This is a genomic window from Actinospica robiniae DSM 44927 (assembly GCF_000504285.1).
GTDB lineage: Bacteria > Actinomycetota > Actinomycetes > Streptomycetales > Catenulisporaceae > Actinospica > Actinospica robiniae.
The window spans coordinates 5139788-5158742 of sequence record NZ_KI632511.1 but is presented as its reverse complement, the minus strand read 5'-3'; the positions used below and the strand labels follow the sequence as shown (position 1 = coordinate 5158742).

The following is an 18955-nucleotide window of genomic DNA, read 5'->3' as shown; positions in this document are numbered from 1 at the left end:
CTATTTATGTCACGATCCTTCGGTCGGAGCGGCAGAGTCGCCGCTGACGCGCGAGGCGCCGTCGGTGGACACTCTGCAAACGCTCGTGACGCTGTGGGTTCAAAGCGTCTGACAGGGTTCACTTTCGACCTCGCCCCGGGAGCACACCATGCACCAGTACATCGCCGGCCGGCTCGAGGACGGCACCGGGAGCGACGAGCTGGCCGTGCTCGACCCCGCCACCGGCCGGGTCGTGGCGGCCTCCACGCACGCCGGCCCCGCGGACGTCGAGCGCGCCGTCGCCGCCGCCCGGGCCGCGCAGCCCGGCTGGGCCGCGGCCACCCCGGGCGAGCGCAGTGCCCTGATGCACAAGCTGGCCGTGATCCTGGACGGGCGCTCGGCGGAGCTGGCCCGGCTCGAGACCTCGCAGACCGGCAAGCCGATCCGGCTCACCACGAACTTCGACGTGCCCGGCACCGTGGACAACGTCGCCTTCTTCGCCGGCGCCGCCCGCCACCTCGAGGGCAAGGCCCAGGCCGAGTACAGCGGCCTGCACGCCTCCTCGATCCGGCGTGAGCCGATCGGCGTGGTCGGCTCGATCGCGCCGTGGAACTACCCGCTGCAGATGGCCGCCTGGAAGATCCTGCCGGCCATCGCCGCCGGCAACACGATCGTGCTCAAGCCGGCCGAGATCACCCCGCTGACCGCCCTCGCCTTCGCCGAGGCGTGCACCGAGGCCGGCCTGCCGGACGGCGTGGTCAACGTCGTCACCGGGCGCGGCCGGATCGCCGGCGAGGCGCTGATCTCGCACCCCGGCGTGGACATGGTCTCCTTCACCGGCTCCACCCCGGTCGGCAAGCGCATCGCCGAGATCGCCGCGCAGAGCGTCAAGCGGGTGCACCTCGAGCTCGGCGGCAAGGCCCCCTTCGTGGTCTTCGACGACGCCGACCTCGAGGCCGCGATCCACGGCGCGGTGGCCGGCTCCCTGATCAACACCGGCCAGGACTGCACCGCCGCCACCCGCGCCTACGTGCACCGCTCCCGCTTCGACGAGTTCGTCGAGGGCGTGGCCGAGCTGTTCGCCGCCGTCAAGCTCGGCGACCCGAACGACCCGGCCACCGACCTCGGCCCGCTCAGCTCCCTGCGCCAGCGCGACGCCGTGGCCGGCTACGTCGAGCGCGCCCGCGGCTACGGCGCCAAGATCGTGGCCGGCGGCGAGATCCCGGCCGAGCTGCGCGGCACCGAGTTCGAGGCCGGCGCCTACTACCGACCCACCCTGGTCGCCGGCGTGAGCCAGGACTCGGAGATCGTGCAGCAGGAGCTGTTCGGCCCGGTCCTGGTGGCACTGCCGTTCGACGAGGACGACGAGGCGATCCGCCTGGCCAACGACACCCCGTTCGGCCTCGCCGCCTCAGCGTGGACCAAGGACCTGGTCCGCGCGCACAAGGCCAGCCGGGAGATCAAGGCCGGCTGCGTCTGGATCAACGATCACATCCCGATCATCAGCGAGATGCCCCACGGCGGATACAAGCAGTCCGGCTACGGCAAGGACATGTCCGCCTACTCCCTCGAGGAGTACACCCAGGTCAAGCATGTCATGCACGACATCACTGGCACCGCCCGCAAGGAGTGGCACCGGACGATTTTCTCGGCCTGACGGCCGCAGACCGCCCGCGAGCAAGGACCTGACAGACCCGCGCGGTTCCCAGCACACCAGAAGGCCGAGATCTCTATGCCCCCTGCGATACCGTCCCCCGATCCGGACGAGATCCAAGAGCGCCGGTCCGTCCTCGCCCGCGCGGCCGAGGCCGGCGCGATGCGGCGCACCAGCCACACCTATGCCGCGTCCTCGGCCCTGAGCCGGCGCAACCTGCTGCGGGCCGGAGCCTTCGGCGGCCTCGCGGTGGCCGGCGCCGGCGCGCTGAGCGCGTGCGGCGTGGACCCGAAGTACCCGGTGGTGCCGATGTCCGTGTCCACCGGCCGCGCCGGGGTGGACTACTCGGACGTCGAGAAAGTCGTGAACTTCCACAACTGGGGCTCGTACATCGACGTCCTCGACGACACGCACACGAGCGACCACCCGACCTTGGACGCGTTCACCAAGAAGTACGGGATCAAGGTCAACTACGTCGAGGACATCACCGACAACAACGAGTACTACACCAAGATCGACCGCAGCCTGTCCGCGGGCAAGGACACCGGCGACGACATCATGGTCTTCTCGGACTACATGATCCCGATCCTGCGGTACTACAACTACATCCAGAAGCTGGACCTCTCGAACATCCCGAACCACAAGAACGCGCTGCCCGAGATCCTCAACGATCCGATCGACCCGGGCCGCAAGTTCACCCTCCCCTGGGCCTACGGCTACACCACGATCGCCTACAACAAGGACATCGTGAAGGAGCCGGTCAACTCCATCAAGGAGCTGTTCGAGCGACCGGACCTGCGCGGCAAGGTGGTGCTGTTCGCCGAGATGGAGGACACCATCGCGTTCGCTCTGCTCGCCCTCGGCAAGGACCCGCAGAGCTTCACCGACGCGGAGTTCTCCGACGCCCTCGCCTACACCGCCCAGGCCCGCAGCAGCGGCCAGGTGCGCCAGTTCATGGGCCAGGACTACATCAGCTCCTTCAGCCAGGGCAACATCGGCGCGACCATGGCCTACTCCGGCGACGTCGCCCAGCTCGGCCAGGACAACCTGGTGACGGTCGACCTGCCCACCGAGGGCATGCTCTCGTGGTCCGACAACATGTGCGTCCCGAACTTCGCCCGGCACAAGAAGAACGCCGAGCTGCTGATGAACTGGTACTACAACCCGGACATCGCCGCCCAGCTCGACGACTGGATCGACTACCTGCCCTGCGTCGACGGTGCGGCGGAGGCGCTGCAGGAGCTCGACCCGGACACCGCGAGCAGCCCGCTGATCGTGCCCACGGCCAAGATGAAGGCCGGGGCCAAGGGCTTCATGAACCTGAACGTGGACCAGCTCAACTCGTACACCACCCGTTTCCAGCAGATCACCGGCTGACTCCGACGTATTGAAAGCAATGGCGATGACTACTCTCAACGCGGTCGGCGATCTGCGACTGACCGGACTGACCAAGCGTTTCGGCTCGTTCACCGCGGTGGACCAGCTCGACCTGACCATCCCGCAGGGCTCGTTCTTCGCCCTGCTCGGCGCATCCGGCTGCGGCAAGACCACCACCCTGCGGATGGTCTCCGGCCTCGAGGACCCGAGCGCCGGCCGGATATACCTGGGCGACACGGAAGTCACCCACACCAAGCCGTACAAGCGCCCGGTCAACACCGTCTTCCAGAACTACGCGCTCTTCCCGCACCTGAGCATCTACGAGAACGTGGCCTTCGGCCTGCGCCGGCGCGGCGTGAAGGACGTCAAGCCGCAGGTCGAGCAGATGCTCGCGCTGGTCGAGCTCGGCCACCTGGGCAAGCGCAAGCCGACCCAGCTCTCCGGCGGACAGCAGCAACGCGTCGCGGTCGCCCGCGCCCTGATCAACCAGCCGCAGGTGCTGCTGCTCGACGAGCCGCTCGGCGCGCTCGACCTGAAGCTGCGCCGGCAGATGCAGATCGAGCTCAAGCGCATCCAGACCGAGGTCGGCCTGACCTTCGTGCACGTCACCCACGACCAGGAGGAGGCCATGACCATGGCCGACACCATCGCGGTGATGAACGCGGGCCGGATCGAGCAGCTCGGCTCGCCCGAGGAGCTCTACGAGAACCCGGCCACCACCTTCGTGGCCAACTTCCTCGGCCAGTCCAACCTGGTCGTGGGCACCGTGGCGAGCAAGGGCGACGTGGTCGCGGTCGAGGCCCACGGGCACCGGCTGACCGTCCCCGCCGCCCGCTGCCGCGCCGCCTCGGACGCCGTGATCGTCGGCGTGCGGCCGGAGAAGGTCGCGCTGCTCGCCGCGGGCACCGAGGCCCCGGCCGACCGCAACGTGCTGACCGGCGGCGTCGTCACCGACGCCTCGTTCATCGGCGTCTCCACCCAGTACCTGGTGAAGATGCCGTGGGGCCAGGAGCTGTCGGTGTTCGAGCAGAACATGGGCAAGGAGATATTCCGGCCGGGCACCGAGGTCTCGCTGGTGTGGGACCCGAGCCAGACCTTCGGCCTCGACGGCCGCCAGGACATCGAGGCCGGCGCCGACATCGACGACGAGGCGGCCAAGTGAGCGCCCCGACCGTTCCGGCCGCGCTGCCGAGCGCGCCCGCCGAGGAAGCGCTCGCGCACCGGAAGAAGCGCAACGTACTGCCGTACGTGCTGCTCGCGCCGGGCGTGCTGTGGCTCATCGTGTTCTTCCTCATCCCGATCATCACGGCGGTCTCGGCCTCGGTCCAGACCGGAAGCCTGGACATGGGCTTCAACGTCACCTGGGACTGGTCGAACTACAGCACCACGTTCTCGAAGTACAGCACCGAGGTCTGGCACTCGCTGGAGTACTCGGTCGCCTGCACGGTGATCTGCCTGATCCTCGGCTACCCGCTGGCCTACTTCATCGCCTTCCGCGGCGGCAGGTGGAAGAACCTGCTGATGGCGCTGGTGATCGCGCCCGCCTTCACCAGCTTCCTGATCCGCACGGTCGCCTGGGAGACGATCCTGTCCGACCACGGGTGGGTGACCCGGGTGCTGATGGACCTGAAGGTCACCAACGTGATGGTGCACATGGGCCTGCTGACCAACAGCCACCAGCTGCTCAACACGCCGTTCTCGGTGATCTTCGGCATGGTCTACAACTTCCTGCCGTTCACCGTGCTCCCGCTCTACACGTCGCTGGAGAAGATCGATTCGCGGCTGCACGAGGCCAGCGCGGACCTGTACTGCTCCGGCTTGCGCACCTGGCGCCACGTCACCTGGCCACTCTCCCTCCCGGGCGTGGTCGGCGGCACGCTGCTCACCTTCATCCCGGCGGTCGGCGACTACATCAACGCCTACATGCTGGGCGGGCCCAACACCCACGTCATCGGCTCCGTCATCGAGAACGAGGCGCTGCGCGACGTGTTCGGCTATCCGGTCGCCTCGGCCATGGGCGTCATGCTCACGGCCGCCACCCTCATCATCGTGCTCACCTACGTCAAGAAGGCCGGATCGGAGGACCTGCTCTAATGACTCGGACTCTCGACTGGATCAAGTCGCACATCCTGCTGTTCGTCGCGATCCTCATCTTCGTCTTCTTGGTCGCGCCGAACGCGGTCATGCTGCTGTTCTCGTTCAACCAGCCGGTGAACAAGTACAACTTCATCTGGAACAAGTTCTCCACGAACGCCTGGCAGCACCCGTGCGCGAGCTCCGACATGTGCTCGTCGATCAAGCTCTCGCTCGTCATCGCGGTCATCGCCACGATCGGAGCGACCGCGCTGGGCACGATGGTGGCGTTCGCGATGATGCGGCACCGCTTCAAGGCCCGCGGCTTCCTCAACGTGCTGCTGTTCCTGCCGATGGCGGCGCCCGAGGTCACCATGGGCGTCACGCTGATGGCGTTCTTCTACAACACCACCGGCAGCAACTCGCTGGGCTTCTGGACGATCGTCATCGCCCACATCATGTTCTCGCTCAGCTACGTGGTGGTGACGGTGAAGGCGCGCCTGGCCGGCATGGACCCGACGCTGGAGAGCGCGGCGGCGGACCTCTACGCCACGCCGTTCCAGACCTTCCGGCGGGTCACCCTGCCGCTGGTGATGCCGGGCATCCTGGCCGCCGCGCTGCTCTCCTTCGCCCTGTCGATCGACGACTACATCATCACGGTGCTGACGGCGGGCAACGAGATCACCTTCCCGATGTACGTCTACGCCTCGTTCCAGCACTCGGTGCCGGCCCAGATCGACGTCATCGGATCCACCATGCTGCTGGTCACCCTGGCGGGCATCGCGTTCGCCCAGGTGCCGCAGATCATCAAGGCCCGCCGCGCCTAGCGAGCCGCGTGGCACTCCGGGCCCTGGTCGAACTCGTTTCGGCCGGGGCCCGCGTGCCCTTCCCCCACCCCCTCCGCCCGGCGCGTCGGTGCCGGCGACGAAGAGAAAGCCGAGAGAATCCCTCATGGAAGTCAGCCATGCGTTGGCCGGGGCCGCGCCAGTACCCTTCTGGCTGGACGACCCCGGCCGCCCCGCGCCGCTGCCCGCCGTGGCCGAACACCTCAGCTGCGATCTGGCCGTGGTCGGCGGCGGATACAGCGGACTGTGGACCGCGCTGATCGCCAAGGAGCGAGACCCCGAACGCGACGTGGTGCTCGTCGAGGCCAACCGGATCGGCTGGGCCGCCTCCGGACGCAACGGCGGATTCGCCGAGGCCTCCCTCACCCACGGCCTGCCCAACGGCATCGACCGCTTCGAGCCCGAGCTCTCCACGCTCGTGCGGCTCGGCGAGGCCAACCTGGACGCCATGCAGGCCGCGGTGCAGAAGTACGGCATCGACTGCGACTTCGAGCGCACCGGCCAGCTGTCCGTGGCCACCTCCGACTGGCAGGCCCGCGACCTGGCCGAATACGCCGAGGTCGCCGGAAAGTACGGCGAGCACGTCGAGTATCTCGATGCCGACGCCGTCCGCGCCGAAGTCGACTCGCCGACGTATCAGGCCGGCCTGTGGGACCGCGAAGGCTGCGCCATGGTGCACCCGGCCAAGCTCGCCTGGGGCTTGCGCGACGCGTGCCTCGCCCTCGGCGTGCGGATCCACGAGGGCACCCGCGTGACCGGCCTGGAGAAGTCCGGCACCGGCATGGTGCTGCACACCGAAGACGGCCGCCGGATCACCGCGGGACGCGTCGCCCTGGGCACGAACGTCTTCCCGTCGCTGATCAAGCGGGTGCGCCCGTACATCGTGCCGGTCTACGACTATGCGCTGATGACCGAACCGCTGACGCCTGCCCAACTCGACTCGATCGGCTGGCGCAACCGGCAGGGCATCGGCGACAGCGCCAACCACTTCCACTACTACCGGCTCAGCGCGGACAACCGGATCCTGTGGGGCGGCTACGACGCCGTCTACCACTTCGGCAGCCGCATCGCGCCCGAGCTGGATCAGCGCCCGAAGACGTTCGAGAAGCTGGCCGGCCACTTCTATCAGACCTTCCCGCAGCTGGCCGACCTGCGGTTCACGCACAAGTGGGGCGGCGTCATCGACACCTGCACCCGCTTCTGCGCGTTCTTCGACACCGCCTACGACGGCCGGGTGGCCTACGCCGCCGGCTTCACCGGTCTGGGCGTCGGCGCCACCCGTTTCGGCGCCGAAGTCATGCTGGATCTGCTGACCGGGCAGCTCACCGAGCTGACGGAGCTGCAGCTGGTGCGGTCCAAGCCGCTGCCGTTCCCGCCCGAGCCGTTCAAGGCGATCGGCATCAACGTCACCGCCTGGTCGCTCGGCCGCGCGGACCGCAACGGCGGCGAGCGCAACCTCTGGCTGCGCACGCTCGACCGCTTCGGCCTGGGCTTCGACTCGTGAGCTCCGGCAGGTGTAAGGCGATCGGCCGCTGTGCCGACACCCTGGAAAGTGACGCGGCCCCCGCCCCGCCCGCAGACTCGAAGCACGACAATCCACGCACATCTGAAGGCAGAGGTCTTTCGTGAGCAAGCATGTGACGCATTGGATCGACGGTCAGCCGTGGACCGGCTCGGCCGAGCGGCACGGCGACGTCTACGACCCGGCGACCGGCGCGCCGGCCGGCACGGTGGACTTCGCCTCGGTGCGCGAGGTGGACGACGCCGTGGCCGCGGCCGCCGCCGCGTTCCCGGCCTGGCGTTCGACCTCGCTGGCCAAGCGGGTCAGCATCCTGTTCCGCTTCCGCGAGCTGATCAACGCCCGCCGGGACGAGCTCGCCGCGATCATCGTGGCCGAGCACGGCAAGGTGCACTCCGACGCGCTCGGCGAGGTCGCCCGCGGCATCGAGGTCGTGGAGTTCGCCTGCGGGGTCCAGCAGCTGCTCAAGGGCGGCTTCACCGACCAGGCGTCCACCGGCGTCGAGGTCTACGAGCTGCACCAGCCGCTCGGCCCGGTCGCGATCATCTCCCCGTTCAACTTCCCGGCCATGGTGCCGATGTGGTTCTTCCCGCTCGCCCTGGCCACCGGCAACACGGTGATCCTCAAGCCCAGCGAGAAGGACCCGTCCGCGGCGAACTGGCTGGCCGCGCTGTGGAAGGAAGCCGGCCTGCCGGACGGGGTGTTCAACGTCGTGCACGGCGACAAGGTCGCGGTGGACCGCCTGCTCGAGCACCCGGACGTCAAGGCGGTCTCGTTCGTCGGCTCGACCCCGATCGCCCGCTACGTCTACGAGAACGGCACCCGCTACGGCAAGCGCGTGCAGGCCCTCGGCGGCGCCAAGAACCACATGCTGATCCTGCCCGACGCAGACCTCGACCTCGCCGCCGACTCCGCCGTCAACGCGGGCTTCGGTGCCGCGGGCGAGCGCTGCATGGCCGTGTCCGTGCTGGTCGCGGTGGACCCGATCGGCGACGAGCTGGTCGGCAAGATCGTCGAGCGGATGGGCAAGCTGCGCGTCGGCCCCGGCTGCGCGGCGACCTCCGAGATGGGCCCGCTGGTCACCGGCGTCCACCGAGACAAGGTCACCGGCTACCTCGACGCCGGCACCGAGGCGGGCGCGACGCTCGTGGTGGACGGCCGCAAGCACCCGGTCGACTCGCTGACGGAGACCGGCATCGACACCACCGACGGCTTCTGGCTCGGCCCGACGCTGTTCGACAACGTCACCCGCGAGATGCCGATCTACACCGACGAGATCTTCGGCCCCGTGCTCTCCGTCGTGCGCGCCAAGTCCTACGAGGACGCGCTGGAGCTGATCAACTCCAACCCGTACGGCAACGGCACCGCCATCTTCACCAACGACGGCGGCGCCGCGGCGAAGTTCCGCAACGAGGTCGAGGTCGGCATGGTCGGCATCAACGTCCCGATCCCGGTCCCCGTCGCGTACTACTCCTTCGGCGGTTGGAAGGCCTCGCTGTTCGGCGACTCGCACGCGTACGGCACCCAGGGCGTGCACTTCTACACCCGCACCAAGGCCGTCACTCAGCGCTGGCTCGACCCGTCACACGGCGGGATCAACCTCGGCTTCCCGACGAACGGCTGAGGCGGCGGGCTGGCTGGTTCGCCCTTCCGCTTCTGTTTCTGGGCTGCTGGGCCCCGCCTCCGCACGCGTTCCGCGTGCGGAGGCGGGGCTTTCGCGTTCCTGACACTTGCTTGCCGGAAATACGTCTTTTGCATGATGTGCCCGTATAGCCCCATAGATCAGAATTGAGCTCAGAGCACGCATCCTCGCGGCTCCCGGTACGCGAACTCCAGTACACGAATGACTCACGGGGCGGGCAAAGACAGATGGCTAGGCACCACCAATCGATCAACGAGCTCTTCGAAGCTCAGGACGGCCTCGCGACGCGGACGCAGCTGCTTGCGCTCGGCGTCCCGGCGTCCACCATCCGCTACCGCGAGGGTCCGCAGGGTCCGTGGCGCCGCGTCCTGAAGGGCACGATCGCCAACCGAGTCGGTCCGCTGAGCCGCTGGCAGCGGCTGCGTGCGGCACTGCTCTTCGCCGGCCCGGGTGCACTGGTGACCAGCTTCGCCGCGCTCTGGGCGTACGACATCGGTCTCGGCATCGGTCTCGGCGTCCGCGTGCTGATTCCGCATGCCCGAAGGCTCAAGCCGGACGGCTTCGTCGTACTGACGCGGACCACCAGACTGCCTCCACCCGTCGTCATCGGCAGCTGTGCCCTCGCACCACCCGCTCGCGCCGCCGTGGACGCCTGCCTGCGGGCCCGAAGCAGTGAGATCGTCCGCAACATCGTGACGGCCATCGTGCGAAGCGGAAGGTGCAGCCCGGCCGAGTTGGCGCACGAGCTCGAAGCGCACCAGGTGCAGAACTCGGCGCGTCTCAGAGCCGTGCTGTCTCGTGGTCAGCCGAGGCGTCGTCCCGTGATCGTGCGACCGACGCCGTTGACCCCGTGGACCATCGCGCGATGACCAGAAGCCACGCGGCGCACCAGCAAAGGGAGCCGATGACGTCAGAGAGCCAATGGAAGTTGGACCAGAGCAGCCCGAACATCGTGGCCGCGACCAACAGCGTCGCCGCGCCGCCCAAGGCACGCCGGGCAGTGCGTCCCTGCCATACGAAGAGGTAAAGGAGGAAGGCTGACATGCCGTAACAGCACAGGGCGTCGGCAGTGTGGCCAGAAGGGAAGAAGCCCAAGTCGGCATCGCCGAGCACGACTTCGCCGGGCCCCGGACGCGCGATCCAGAGCTTGAGCGGGATGACGGTTGCCAGCACAACCAATGCGGCAGCCGCCGGCAGCGCCGGTCGCCACGAGCGACAGTGCCAGGCGGCGTAGGCGGTGACGCAGACGATGCAGAGCAGGGAGAGCTCGCGGTCGCCGAGGTCGGCGCAGCCGCGGCCGATCTTGAAAAGCCAGGAGAATCCGGAGGAGTGAGCGGCACTCTGGATGCCGTTGCGCACGTGCACGTCGACGCGGGTGACGAATCCGTGCGACAGCACCTGCCAGAGCAGCACGAAGAACCCGCCGAGCAGCACGCCCGGCGCGATCCAAGCTCGGCGACTCGACCCGATCATCCCCCCGACCCTACGCCCCACGTCGTGGCCCCTCCGCACGCCCTATGCCGCCGACTACCACTGTCACTGCCAACCGCCGCGGCCACACCGCCACGGCCATACGGCCTCGGCTCTTGCCACCGCCGGCCACGGCAACCGTGGCAACCGTCGCCAGAGCGCGGCGGGCCGTATGACCAGCTACCGCAGGTTACCGCCTGTCGCTGTCCGTCGCCGCCGCTTCCGCCATCTGACATCTTTTCCGCCCCGGCCGTCGCCGGCAGAGCCTCGTCCGCCAGCCCGCCAGCCCGCCAGCCCGCCAGCCCGCCAGTCCGCTCGTCCGCTCGCCCGCTTGCCGGCTCGGCCGGTCTGGCCTCGAACGTCGCCGGCCATGCGCCGGACATGCGGCGGCGCGGTGGCCCGAACCGGGCCACCGCGCCGTGCACCGCACTGCCGCATCACGGGTTACGCCGCGGCGGCGGCTTCCTGCTCGAACGCGCCCTCGATGATGTCGAGGCCCTCGTTCAGCAGCTCCTCGCCGATCACCAGCGGCGGCAGGAAGCGCAGGACGTTGCCGTACGTGCCGCACGTCAGCACGATCAGGCCCTGGGCGTGGCAGGCCTTGGCGATGCGGCCGGTCAGACCGGCGTCGGCGTCCTTGGTGCCGGGCTTGACCAGCTCGACCGCGATCATGGCGCCGCGGCCGCGGACGTCGCCGATCTGCGGGAAGCGCTCGGCCAGCTTGTTCAGACGCGGCAGCATGACCTCGCCGATGCGGCGGGCGGCGGCGGGCAGGTCGAGGGCGCGCATCGTGTCGATGGCGCCGAGGGCGCCGGCGCAGGCCACCGGGTTGCCGCCGTAGGTGCCGCCGAGGCCGCCGGAGTGCGCGGCGTCCATGATCTCGGCGCGGCCGGTCACGCCGGCCAGCGGCAGGCCGCCGGCCAGGCCCTTGGCCGTGGTGACGAGGTCGGGGACGATGCCCTCGTGCTCGCAGGCGAACCAGTCGCCGGTGCGGCAGAAGCCGGTCTGGATCTCGTCGGCGATGAACACGATGCCGTTCGCCTTGCAGAACTCGGCGATGCGCGGCAGGAAGCCGAGCGGCGGCTCGATGAACCCGCCCTCGCCCTGGATCGGCTCGATGATGACCGCAGCCACGTTCCCGGCGCCGACCTGCTTCTCGATCTGCGAGATCGCCTGCGCGGCGGCCTCCTCGGCGCAGTTCTCGGGACCGGTCGGCCAGTGGAACGGGTAGGCCATCGGCACCCGGTAGACCTCGGGCGCGAACGGGCCGAAGCCGTCCTTGTACGGCATGTTCTTCGCGGTCAGCGCCATGGTCAGGTTCGTCCGGCCGTGGTAGCCGTGGTCGAACACGACGACGGCCTGCCGCTTGGTGTAGGCACGGGCGATCTTGACCGCGTTCTCCACCGCCTCGGCGCCCGAGTTGAACAGGGCCGACTTCTTCGCGTGGTCGCCCGGGGTCAGCTCGGCGAGCTGCTCGCACACGGCGACATACGACTCGTAGGGGGTGACCATGAAGCAGGTGTGGGTGAACCGGCGCAGCTGCTCGCCGGCCCGGTTGACCACGGACTCGGCGCTGTTGCCCACGCTGGTGACGGCGATGCCGGAGCCGAAGTCGATCAGCGAGTTGCCGTCGACGTCCACGACCACGCCGCCGCCCGCCTGCGTGACGAAGATCGGCAGCGTGGTGGACACGCCGTTGGCCACGACCGCGTTGCGCCGCTCGAACAGCTCCCGCGAGAGCGGCCCGGGAATCTCGGTGACGAGGCGACGCTCCTGCGGGAGCGTGGGACCTCCGTGGGCGAGCGCGGACATTGGGGACTCCATTCGTCAAGCGTGAGGGCTTGCGATCGACACTAGCCAAGGTCGGGCGGGACGGCACCTCGCACATCGTCGCCAATATCGGGACGGACCTTCGCACAGTGTCGGCATGCCCACCCGCCGCCCCATGCCCGTCCGTCCGCCCCGCGCCCGGACCCCCGCTGCGCCGCGGCGGGCTTCCTCGACGGCTCTGACCTCCCCGCCGCGTCCGGCCCGGCTCCCCCGCCGCATGACCGACGCATCAGCTCGCCCGTCCTCCCGCGCGTCCCCGACCCGCCGCTGTGGCAGACGCCTTATCTGCGCGGGTGCCGCTCGATACCATCGATCCGACAGGTCATCAGGTGCGTCATCAGCAGGGGAGCGGCACAGTGACGGTGGACCAGGACGCGGCGGACGGGTCCTCGGCCCGACGGCAGGGCATGCGGGAGGGCTGGTATCCGTGCCCGAGCGGGCAACCCCAGCTGCGCTACTGGACCGGGTCGTCGTGGACCGAGCAGGTCCGGCCGGACCTGGTCAGCTGGGTGCACGGGGACCGGCTGCTGGACGTGCCGGGGGTCTTCGCGTTCGGGCGCTCGGGGGAGGCGGACGCGGGCGGGCGGCCGGGGCCGCTGCCGGCGCATCTGTGGCGGCGCGCGCGGCTGGCGCTGATCCTGCTCGTGCCGATCTACCTCGGGCTGCTCCTCCCGCTCGGCTTCGCGCTCTCCTGGATCGGGCTGCCGGCGGTGCCTCAGCTCACCGTCCTCGTCGCCGTCGTGGCCTGCGGGATCTACGGGCGCTGGCACGTCATCCTGCGCTGGCTCTACCTGCGCTACCGGCCCGAGCCGCCGCAGCCGGCGGCGGTGCCCAAGCCGCGGCCGGACCTGTGGGCCGACCTGCGGGCGGCCGGGTTCATGGACGCGGCTCAGCGGCTGGACGAGGAGGTCGCGACCGGTGAGCTGACCGACGTCGACTACGTCCGGGTCGCGCGGGTGGTGCAGCAGACAGTGCGGCGGAACGGGCCGCAGGAGCTCGCGCCGATAGCGACCGCGATCCAGGAGAAGGGCGGCGGTGCCTTCCTGCACCCGTCCGGGCAGCGCGACCTGCCGATGCCCCGGCTGGTTCAGCACGACCTGGTCACCGGGCAGGCGCGGCTGGGCGTCGCGGCGGAGACCGACCGGAATCCGGCCACTCACCAGCGGGAATGGTTCGCCCTCGACACCGAGGTGCTGCGCACGTCCATGCTCGTGGTCGGGCCGCCCGGGGCCGGCAAGACGCGCTCCTTCGCCCGGCCGATCATCGAGCTGCTCGGGCTGCAGACGCTGGTCGGGCTCGCTTCCGTCGTCGTCATCGACCCGACCGGCTCGGCGTTCGACGCGCGGCAGCTTCCTGACTTCTTCGACGTCGACATCGATCCGAACGTCCCGGCGGGGCCCAAGTCCTGGGGCTTCGACCTGTTCGGCGGGGCGAACGGGCCGGAGGAGGCAGCCGACCGGCTGGCCGGAGCGGTGCTCCCGCCGGACAGCGCGGTGCGCGACCCCGCGGTCGACTCGGCCGCGCGCAACACGCTCTACTCCATCATCGCCGGCTTCACCGAGCGCAACGGCCGCTATCCGCGGCTGCGCGAGCTGATCGACGACGTGCTCGCGCACAGCCCGGTGCCGCTGCTCAATGAGCGGCTGCGGCTGCTCGACCGGCCGCAGCTGATCGACCTGTTCGACGGGCGCACGCGGAAGTTCTCCATGCGGGAGATCGACCGGCCGCTGCGGGTGCGCATCGCGCTGCCGGAGGGCAGTTCGCCGCAGGCGGCGCGGATACTGGCTCGCCTGGCGATCGCCCAGTTCGTGCAGGTGGTCGCCGCTCCCGAGGCGAACCGCGAGGTCTTCAAGGGTCTGGTGGTGGACGAGGCGGGGCGCTTCGTCGACGAGTACGTGGTGCAGGGGCTGCAGCGGGCCCGCGCGGCCAACGCCGGGATCGTGCTGCTGACGCAGTCGCTGGCGCAGTTCCCGGAGCACCTTCGCTCGGCGGTGTTCACCGCGACCGGCTGCAAGGCCGTCTTCGCCGGTGTCGAGCCGGCCGACGCGCGCTACTTCGCCGAATACTGGGGCACGGCCTGGTCCGCGGAGACGACCGTGACCACCGGTTCGGCGACGACCAACACCAGCGGCCACACCTCCTCGCCGGGTTCGCCCGGGCGCTTCGGGCGGGGTGAGAAGTCGGTGGTGCAGACGCTCAGCGGGTCCACGGCCACGCAGTACTCGCGTTCGGTGGCGACGCGGGCGGTCGAGCGCTATGTATGGTCGCCCTCGGACATCATCAACGAGGTACCGGTCGGGCACGCGCTGATCTCGCTGGCGACGCCGGACGGCATCCGCACGCCGCCGGTCCTGGTGAACCTCCGCGCCTGAGGCTCGCTGGTCGGCTCGGGCTTGCAACCTGAGGGCGGGGGACCGGTTTCCCCGCCAAGGTGTAGCGAGACATGCTTGCGGCCGCGTTTTAGGGTGACGGGAGTGATCGCCATCGCTCGAATAACCGCCGCCCTGAGCCCCGAGGGAGCCGTCCGTGTCCGCTGAGTCCACCGAGTCGCGCCCGTCCGCCGCACCGCGTTCGTCCACCGAGCCGCGCGGCTTCTGGCTGGCCGGGCGGCCGGCCACCGGGTCCGGGTCCTTCGAGGTGCGCAACCCGTACGACGGCAGCCTGGTCGCGACCGTCTCCGTGCCGACGGACGAGCAGGTGGAGCAGGCCGTCGCGGCCGCCCACGCCGCCGTGCCGGCCACCACGGCGCTTTCGGCGCACGCGCGGGCCACGGCGCTGGATCACGTCGCGCGGCGGCTCGGCGAGCGCGCCGAAGAGGTGGCGCAGCTGATCACGGCCGAGAACGGCAAGCCGATCAAGTGGGCCCGCGGCGAGGTCGGCCGCGCGGTCTCGGTCTTCCGCTGGGCGGCCGAGGAGGCGCGGCGCTTCGGCGGCGAGGTGCAGCGGCTCGACACCGATGCCGCCGCGGCCGGGCGCACCGCGATCGTGCGCCGGTTCCCGAAGGGCGCCGTGTTGGGCATCTCGCCGTTCAACTTCCCGCTCAACCTGGCCGCGCACAAGGTCGCCCCGGCCATCGCGGCGGGCGCGCCGATCCTGCTCAAGCCGGCTCCGGCCACGCCGCTCTCCGGGCTGCTGATCGGCGAGCTGCTGGCCGAGACCGACCTGCCCGAGGGCAGCTGGTCCATCCTGCCGGTGCCCAACGAGCGCATGGCCGCGCTCACCACGGACCCGCGTCTACCGGTCATCTCGTTCACCGGGTCCACTGTGGTGGGCGAGCTGATCCAGGGTCAGGCCCCGCACAAGCACGTCACGCTCGAGCTCGGCGGGAACGCGGCGGCCGTGGTGCTGGACGACTACTCCGCCGAGGCCGACCTCGATTGGGCAGCTAGCCGGATAGCCACCTTCGCCAACTACCAGGGTGGGCAGTCCTGCATCTCGGTGCAGCGAGTGATCGCGGATCGCTCGGTCTACGACCGGCTGGTCACGAAGGTGGTGGACGCGGTCAACCGGCAGGGCGTGGGCGCTCCCACCGACCCGGCCACGGACGTGGGCCCGCTGATCAACGAGGCTGCGGCGCTGCGCGTGGAGCAGTGGGTGAACGAGGCTGTGGACGCCGGAGCCAAGCTGCTCGCCGGCGGCACTCGCGACGGTTCCTCGTACGCGCCGACGGTGCTGGCCGAAGTGCCGCGTGACGCCAAGGCCGTGTGCGAGGAGATCTTCGGGCCCGTACTCGTGCTCGAAGTCGTCGATGGTGTGGACGAGGCCTTCGCCGCGGTCAACGACTCGAAGTACGGCTTGCAGGCCGGCGTCTTCACGCACAATCTGCAGCACGCCTTCCGGGCGCACCGCGAGCTCGAGGTCGGCGGCGTGGTCATCGGCGACGCGCCGAGCTTTCGGGCCGATCAGATGCCTTATGGCGGTGCGAAGGCTTCCGGCGTCGGTCGCGAGGGCGTGAAGTACGCGATGGCGGACTACACGTATGAGCGGGTCCTGGTACTGACGGGCATCGACCTCTGACGATCGCCGTTCGAGGGCTGACTCAGGCCTCGATGTCCTCGGCATTCTCGAAGCCGGCCTGGCCGGAGGCGGTGACGGTGCCTTCCTGACGGATCTCGAACCGACCCGACTCGTCCACCTCGATGGTGGCGGGCGGGTCGGGTTCGGTGAACCGGGTCGCCTTCAGCGCGCAGGAGATCATCCGCAGTTCCGGCGCGCCGCGCTGAAGCGCCGCGGCCTGTCGCACGGCACTGATCAGGGTGACTCCGGTGATGTGGTCGCTCGGGTGATCGTGCAGGAACGGGTGGTGCGGGTCGGCGGGGGCGATCCGGACCGCGCCCTGCTCGTCGAGGGCCACCAGCACCTCGTGCGGACCGAACATGCCGACGCGCTCGGGGGCGACCGGCTCGATCAGGCTCGCCGGGTCGGGGCCGGCCTCGCCTTCGGTCTCCTCCCGCACCAGCTTGCGACGGTTGCGTACGGCTCGGTACGCGGCGAGGCTCAGCACCCGGGCGATGCCGTCGGCGCGGGCGAAGGGCGCGCTCCCGCTCCGGGCGGAGAACTCCACGGAGAGCGCGAGGCTGTGCGGCGGGCCGGAGACGGCCGCGCCCGCTCGCCGGACTTGGGCCGTGCAGGTGATTTCCGTGCCGGTCGGATGATCTTCCGGTTCGGCCGCGGAGTCGAGGGTGAAGCTGAGCTCTTCGATCACCAGCCGCGAGGCGGGGTCGACGCCGTAGTAGCGCAGCGGCAGGAAGACGCCGAGCTGGCGCAGGGTCTCGGCGACCATCAGCGGGTCGGGCTTGACCGGCCGGGTGGCGGAGGGCTCGTGCGCGGGCCGGGCCCGCGGCCAGTGCACCACCGCGCGGTATTCGTCGTGACCGGCCGGACGCACCTCCGTGAGCAGCACCTGGGAGGGTGCGAGGCGGTGCACGAATTCCCTTGCCACCAGTGCGGACCGGTGCACCGCGGGTTCGCTGAGCAGGTCGATATCCGTCATGGAATCATATAAATGAGCTGCGGTTTCTCCCGCATCTCGGCGTTTCGGGGCGGGAATCGGCGCCCGCGTGCCGCCCGAACGGCCCTCGCGCAGGGCCGTCCGGGTAACGCGTCGGCCGGGGCGCTGCGCCACAATGGCGGTCATGAACGCGAGCAGCTCACCCCGGCGCATCGTCATCCTCGGCTCCACCGGTTCGATCGGCACGCAGGCCATCGACGTGGTGCGGCGCAACCCCGGCCGTTTCCGCGTGGTCGCCCTGGCCGCGGGCGGCTCGAACCCGCGGTTGCTGGCGGAGCAGGCTCTCGACCTCGAGGTCGAGGTGGTCGCGGTGGCCAAGGGCACGGCGGTGGAGGACGTGCAACTCGAGCTGTACGCGGAGGCGCAGCGGCGTGGCTACGCCGTCGGGGAGGCCCGGGTCCCGAAGATCATGGCCGGGCGCGAGGCCGTGGTGGAGCTGGCCGAGTACGACTGCGACGTCGTGCTCAACGGGATCGACGGCGCGGCCGGGCTGCTGGCCACGCTGGCGGCGCTCAAGGCCGGGCGCACGCTCGCCCTGGCCAACAAGGAGTCGCTGATCATCGGCGGCGACCTGGTGACCTCGCTGGCCGCCCCGGGCCAGATCGTGGCGGTCGACTCGGAGCACTCGGCGCTCGCGCAGTGCCTGCGCGGCGGCGCCGCCGAGGAGGTGCGCAAGCTCATCGTGACCGCGAGCGGCGGGCCCTTCCGCGGCCGCAAGCGCGAGGAGCTGCACTCGGTCACGCCGGAGCAGGCGCTGGCGCACCCGACCTGGGCGATGGGGCCGCTGGTCACGATCAACTCGGCCACCCTCGTCAACAAGGGGCTCGAGGTGATCGAGGCGCACCTGCTCTACGGCGTGCCGTTCGACCGGATCGAGGTGGTGGTGCACCCGACCTCGATCGTGCACTCCATGGTCGAGTTCGCGGACGGCTCGACCCTGGCGCAGGCCTCGCCGCCGGACATGCGCATCCCGATCGCCCTGGGCATGGGCTGGCCGGAGCGGGTCGCCGACGCGGCCCCGGCCTGCGACTGGACCAAAGCGGCGACCTGGGAGTTCTTCCCGCTGGACGAGGAGGCCTTCCCGGCGGTGGGCCTGGCCAAGCGCGTGGGCGCGGCCGGCGGCACCATGCCAGCCGTGTTCAACGGCGCGAACGAGGCCTGCGTCGCCGCGTTCCTGGAGGGGCGGATCGCGTTCACCGGGATCGTGGACACTGTGGCGGCCGTGGTGGCCGAGCACGAGGCCTCGGCCGAACGGGTGAGTGCGGACGGGCTCAGCCTGGATGCCGTGCTCGCGGCGGATGCGTGGGCCCGGAAGCGGGCGGCTGAGCTGGCCGCGGCTGGCTAGAGCCGCGCGCGAAAGCACCCGGCGGCACCCGGTGAGGCTCCGGCGGATCCGGGGCGCCGCGGGTCGGCACCGGGATAGGGTGGCCCGATCGGCCCAACGGCGCTTCCCGGCTTCGGCCCCGATGCGTCGACTTGGGTGACATGGATTACGCCACTGCGGTGATGGCCGCAGGAACTTTCCGGTGCTCTTCGTGCGTCTGTCCCCTCGACG

Annotated in this window: 14 protein-coding genes; 11 read left to right on the top strand and 3 right to left on the bottom strand. The window is 70.2% G+C overall.

Translation table 11 applies throughout. The features are described from left to right. Positions 1–148 precede the first annotated feature (148 nt). The 8 genes from ACTRO_RS21695 to ACTRO_RS47395 all read left to right on the top strand — a co-directional run bounded on the left by ACTRO_RS21695 (position 149) and on the right by ACTRO_RS47395 (position 9958). Positions 149–1636, top strand: a complete 1488-nt coding sequence (locus tag ACTRO_RS21695) for a gamma-aminobutyraldehyde dehydrogenase (RefSeq protein WP_034265710.1) — start codon at positions 149–151, stop codon at positions 1634–1636. A gap of 75 nt (positions 1637–1711) precedes the next feature. Then, on the top strand, positions 1712–3010 hold the full coding sequence (locus ACTRO_RS21690; protein ID WP_051451178.1) for a polyamine ABC transporter substrate-binding protein: 1299 nt from the start codon (positions 1712–1714) through the stop codon (positions 3008–3010). Positions 3011–3029: 19 nt separating this feature from the next. Continuing rightward, complete coding sequence (locus tag ACTRO_RS21685) at positions 3030–4172, top strand: ABC transporter ATP-binding protein (protein WP_211244373.1); 1143 nt, start codon at positions 3030–3032, stop codon at positions 4170–4172. Continuing rightward, entirely contained in the window at positions 4169–5104 is a 936-nt protein-coding gene (locus tag ACTRO_RS21680; RefSeq protein WP_034265708.1) for an ABC transporter permease, read from the top strand. The genes ACTRO_RS21685 and ACTRO_RS21680 overlap by 4 nt, the downstream gene beginning before the upstream one ends. Beyond that, the gene (locus tag ACTRO_RS21675; RefSeq protein ID WP_034265706.1) at positions 5104–5910 is read left to right on the top strand and encodes an ABC transporter permease; all 807 of its coding nucleotides are present in this window, start codon (positions 5104–5106) and stop codon (positions 5908–5910) included. The genes ACTRO_RS21680 and ACTRO_RS21675 overlap by 1 nt, the downstream gene beginning before the upstream one ends. A gap of 124 nt (positions 5911–6034) precedes the next feature. Beyond that, the gene (locus tag ACTRO_RS21670) at positions 6035–7432 is read left to right on the top strand and encodes an NAD(P)/FAD-dependent oxidoreductase (RefSeq protein ID WP_034265703.1); all 1398 of its coding nucleotides are present in this window, start codon (positions 6035–6037) and stop codon (positions 7430–7432) included. Positions 7433–7553: 121 nt separating this feature from the next. After that, positions 7554–9071, top strand: coding sequence for a CoA-acylating methylmalonate-semialdehyde dehydrogenase (locus ACTRO_RS21665; protein WP_034265700.1), 1518 nt, complete (start codon positions 7554–7556; stop codon positions 9069–9071). A 245-nt stretch (positions 9072–9316) separates the two neighbouring features. After that, complete coding sequence (locus ACTRO_RS47395) at positions 9317–9958, top strand: hypothetical protein (protein ID WP_157436363.1); 642 nt, start codon at positions 9317–9319, stop codon at positions 9956–9958. Here the strand turns inward: ACTRO_RS47395 and ACTRO_RS43660 are convergent. Both ACTRO_RS43660 and gabT read right to left on the bottom strand, forming a co-directional pair. Further along, positions 9870–10523: a phosphatase PAP2 family protein gene (locus tag ACTRO_RS43660; protein WP_051451177.1), complete on the bottom strand. Its 654-nt coding sequence runs from the start codon at positions 10521–10523 to the stop codon at positions 9870–9872. The genes ACTRO_RS47395 and ACTRO_RS43660 overlap by 89 nt on opposite strands. A gap of 480 nt (positions 10524–11003) precedes the next feature. Continuing rightward, on the bottom strand, positions 11004–12383 hold the full coding sequence (gene gabT, locus ACTRO_RS21655) for a 4-aminobutyrate--2-oxoglutarate transaminase (RefSeq protein WP_245594450.1): 1380 nt from the start codon (positions 12381–12383) through the stop codon (positions 11004–11006). Positions 12384–12745: 362 nt separating this feature from the next. Between gabT and ACTRO_RS21650 the strand changes: the two genes are divergently transcribed. Further along, positions 12746–14761, top strand: coding sequence for a DUF2510 domain-containing protein (locus ACTRO_RS21650; RefSeq protein WP_051451176.1), 2016 nt, complete (start codon positions 12746–12748; stop codon positions 14759–14761). 154 nt (positions 14762–14915) lie between these two features. Then, positions 14916–16406 (top strand): aldehyde dehydrogenase family protein, encoded by a 1491-nt coding sequence (locus ACTRO_RS21645; RefSeq protein WP_084316454.1) that lies wholly within the window; start codon positions 14916–14918, stop codon positions 16404–16406. Between the two features lie 22 nt (positions 16407–16428). On the opposite strand, the gene ACTRO_RS47390 is transcribed toward ACTRO_RS21645, so the two are convergent. Beyond that, on the bottom strand, positions 16429–17382 hold the full coding sequence (locus ACTRO_RS47390) for an AfsA-related hotdog domain-containing protein (protein WP_051451175.1): 954 nt from the start codon (positions 17380–17382) through the stop codon (positions 16429–16431). A gap of 142 nt (positions 17383–17524) precedes the next feature. Between ACTRO_RS47390 and dxr the strand changes: the two genes are divergently transcribed. Next, positions 17525–18745, top strand: a complete 1221-nt coding sequence (dxr, locus tag ACTRO_RS21635; protein ID WP_051452467.1) for a 1-deoxy-D-xylulose-5-phosphate reductoisomerase — start codon at positions 17525–17527, stop codon at positions 18743–18745. Positions 18746–18955: the final 210 nt, after the last annotated feature.

Coding starts and splice junctions, on each gene's coding strand:
- ACTRO_RS47395 (WP_157436363.1), top strand. CDS start 9,317: ATGGCTAGGCACCACCAATCGATCAACGAGCTCTTCGAAGCTCAGGAC.
- ACTRO_RS21670 (WP_034265703.1), top strand. CDS start 6,035: ATGGAAGTCAGCCATGCGTTGGCCGGGGCCGCGCCAGTACCCTTCTGG.
- ACTRO_RS47390 (WP_051451175.1), bottom strand. CDS start 17,382: ATGACGGATATCGACCTGCTCAGCGAACCCGCGGTGCACCGGTCCGCA.
- ACTRO_RS21685 (WP_211244373.1), top strand. CDS start 3,030: ATGGCGATGACTACTCTCAACGCGGTCGGCGATCTGCGACTGACCGGA.
- ACTRO_RS21695 (WP_034265710.1), top strand. CDS start 149: ATGCACCAGTACATCGCCGGCCGGCTCGAGGACGGCACCGGGAGCGAC.
- ACTRO_RS21675 (WP_034265706.1), top strand. CDS start 5,104: ATGACTCGGACTCTCGACTGGATCAAGTCGCACATCCTGCTGTTCGTC.
- dxr (WP_051452467.1), top strand. CDS start 17,525: ATGAACGCGAGCAGCTCACCCCGGCGCATCGTCATCCTCGGCTCCACC.
- ACTRO_RS21690 (WP_051451178.1), top strand. CDS start 1,712: ATGCCCCCTGCGATACCGTCCCCCGATCCGGACGAGATCCAAGAGCGC.
- gabT (WP_245594450.1), bottom strand. CDS start 12,383: ATGGAGTCCCCAATGTCCGCGCTCGCCCACGGAGGTCCCACGCTCCCG.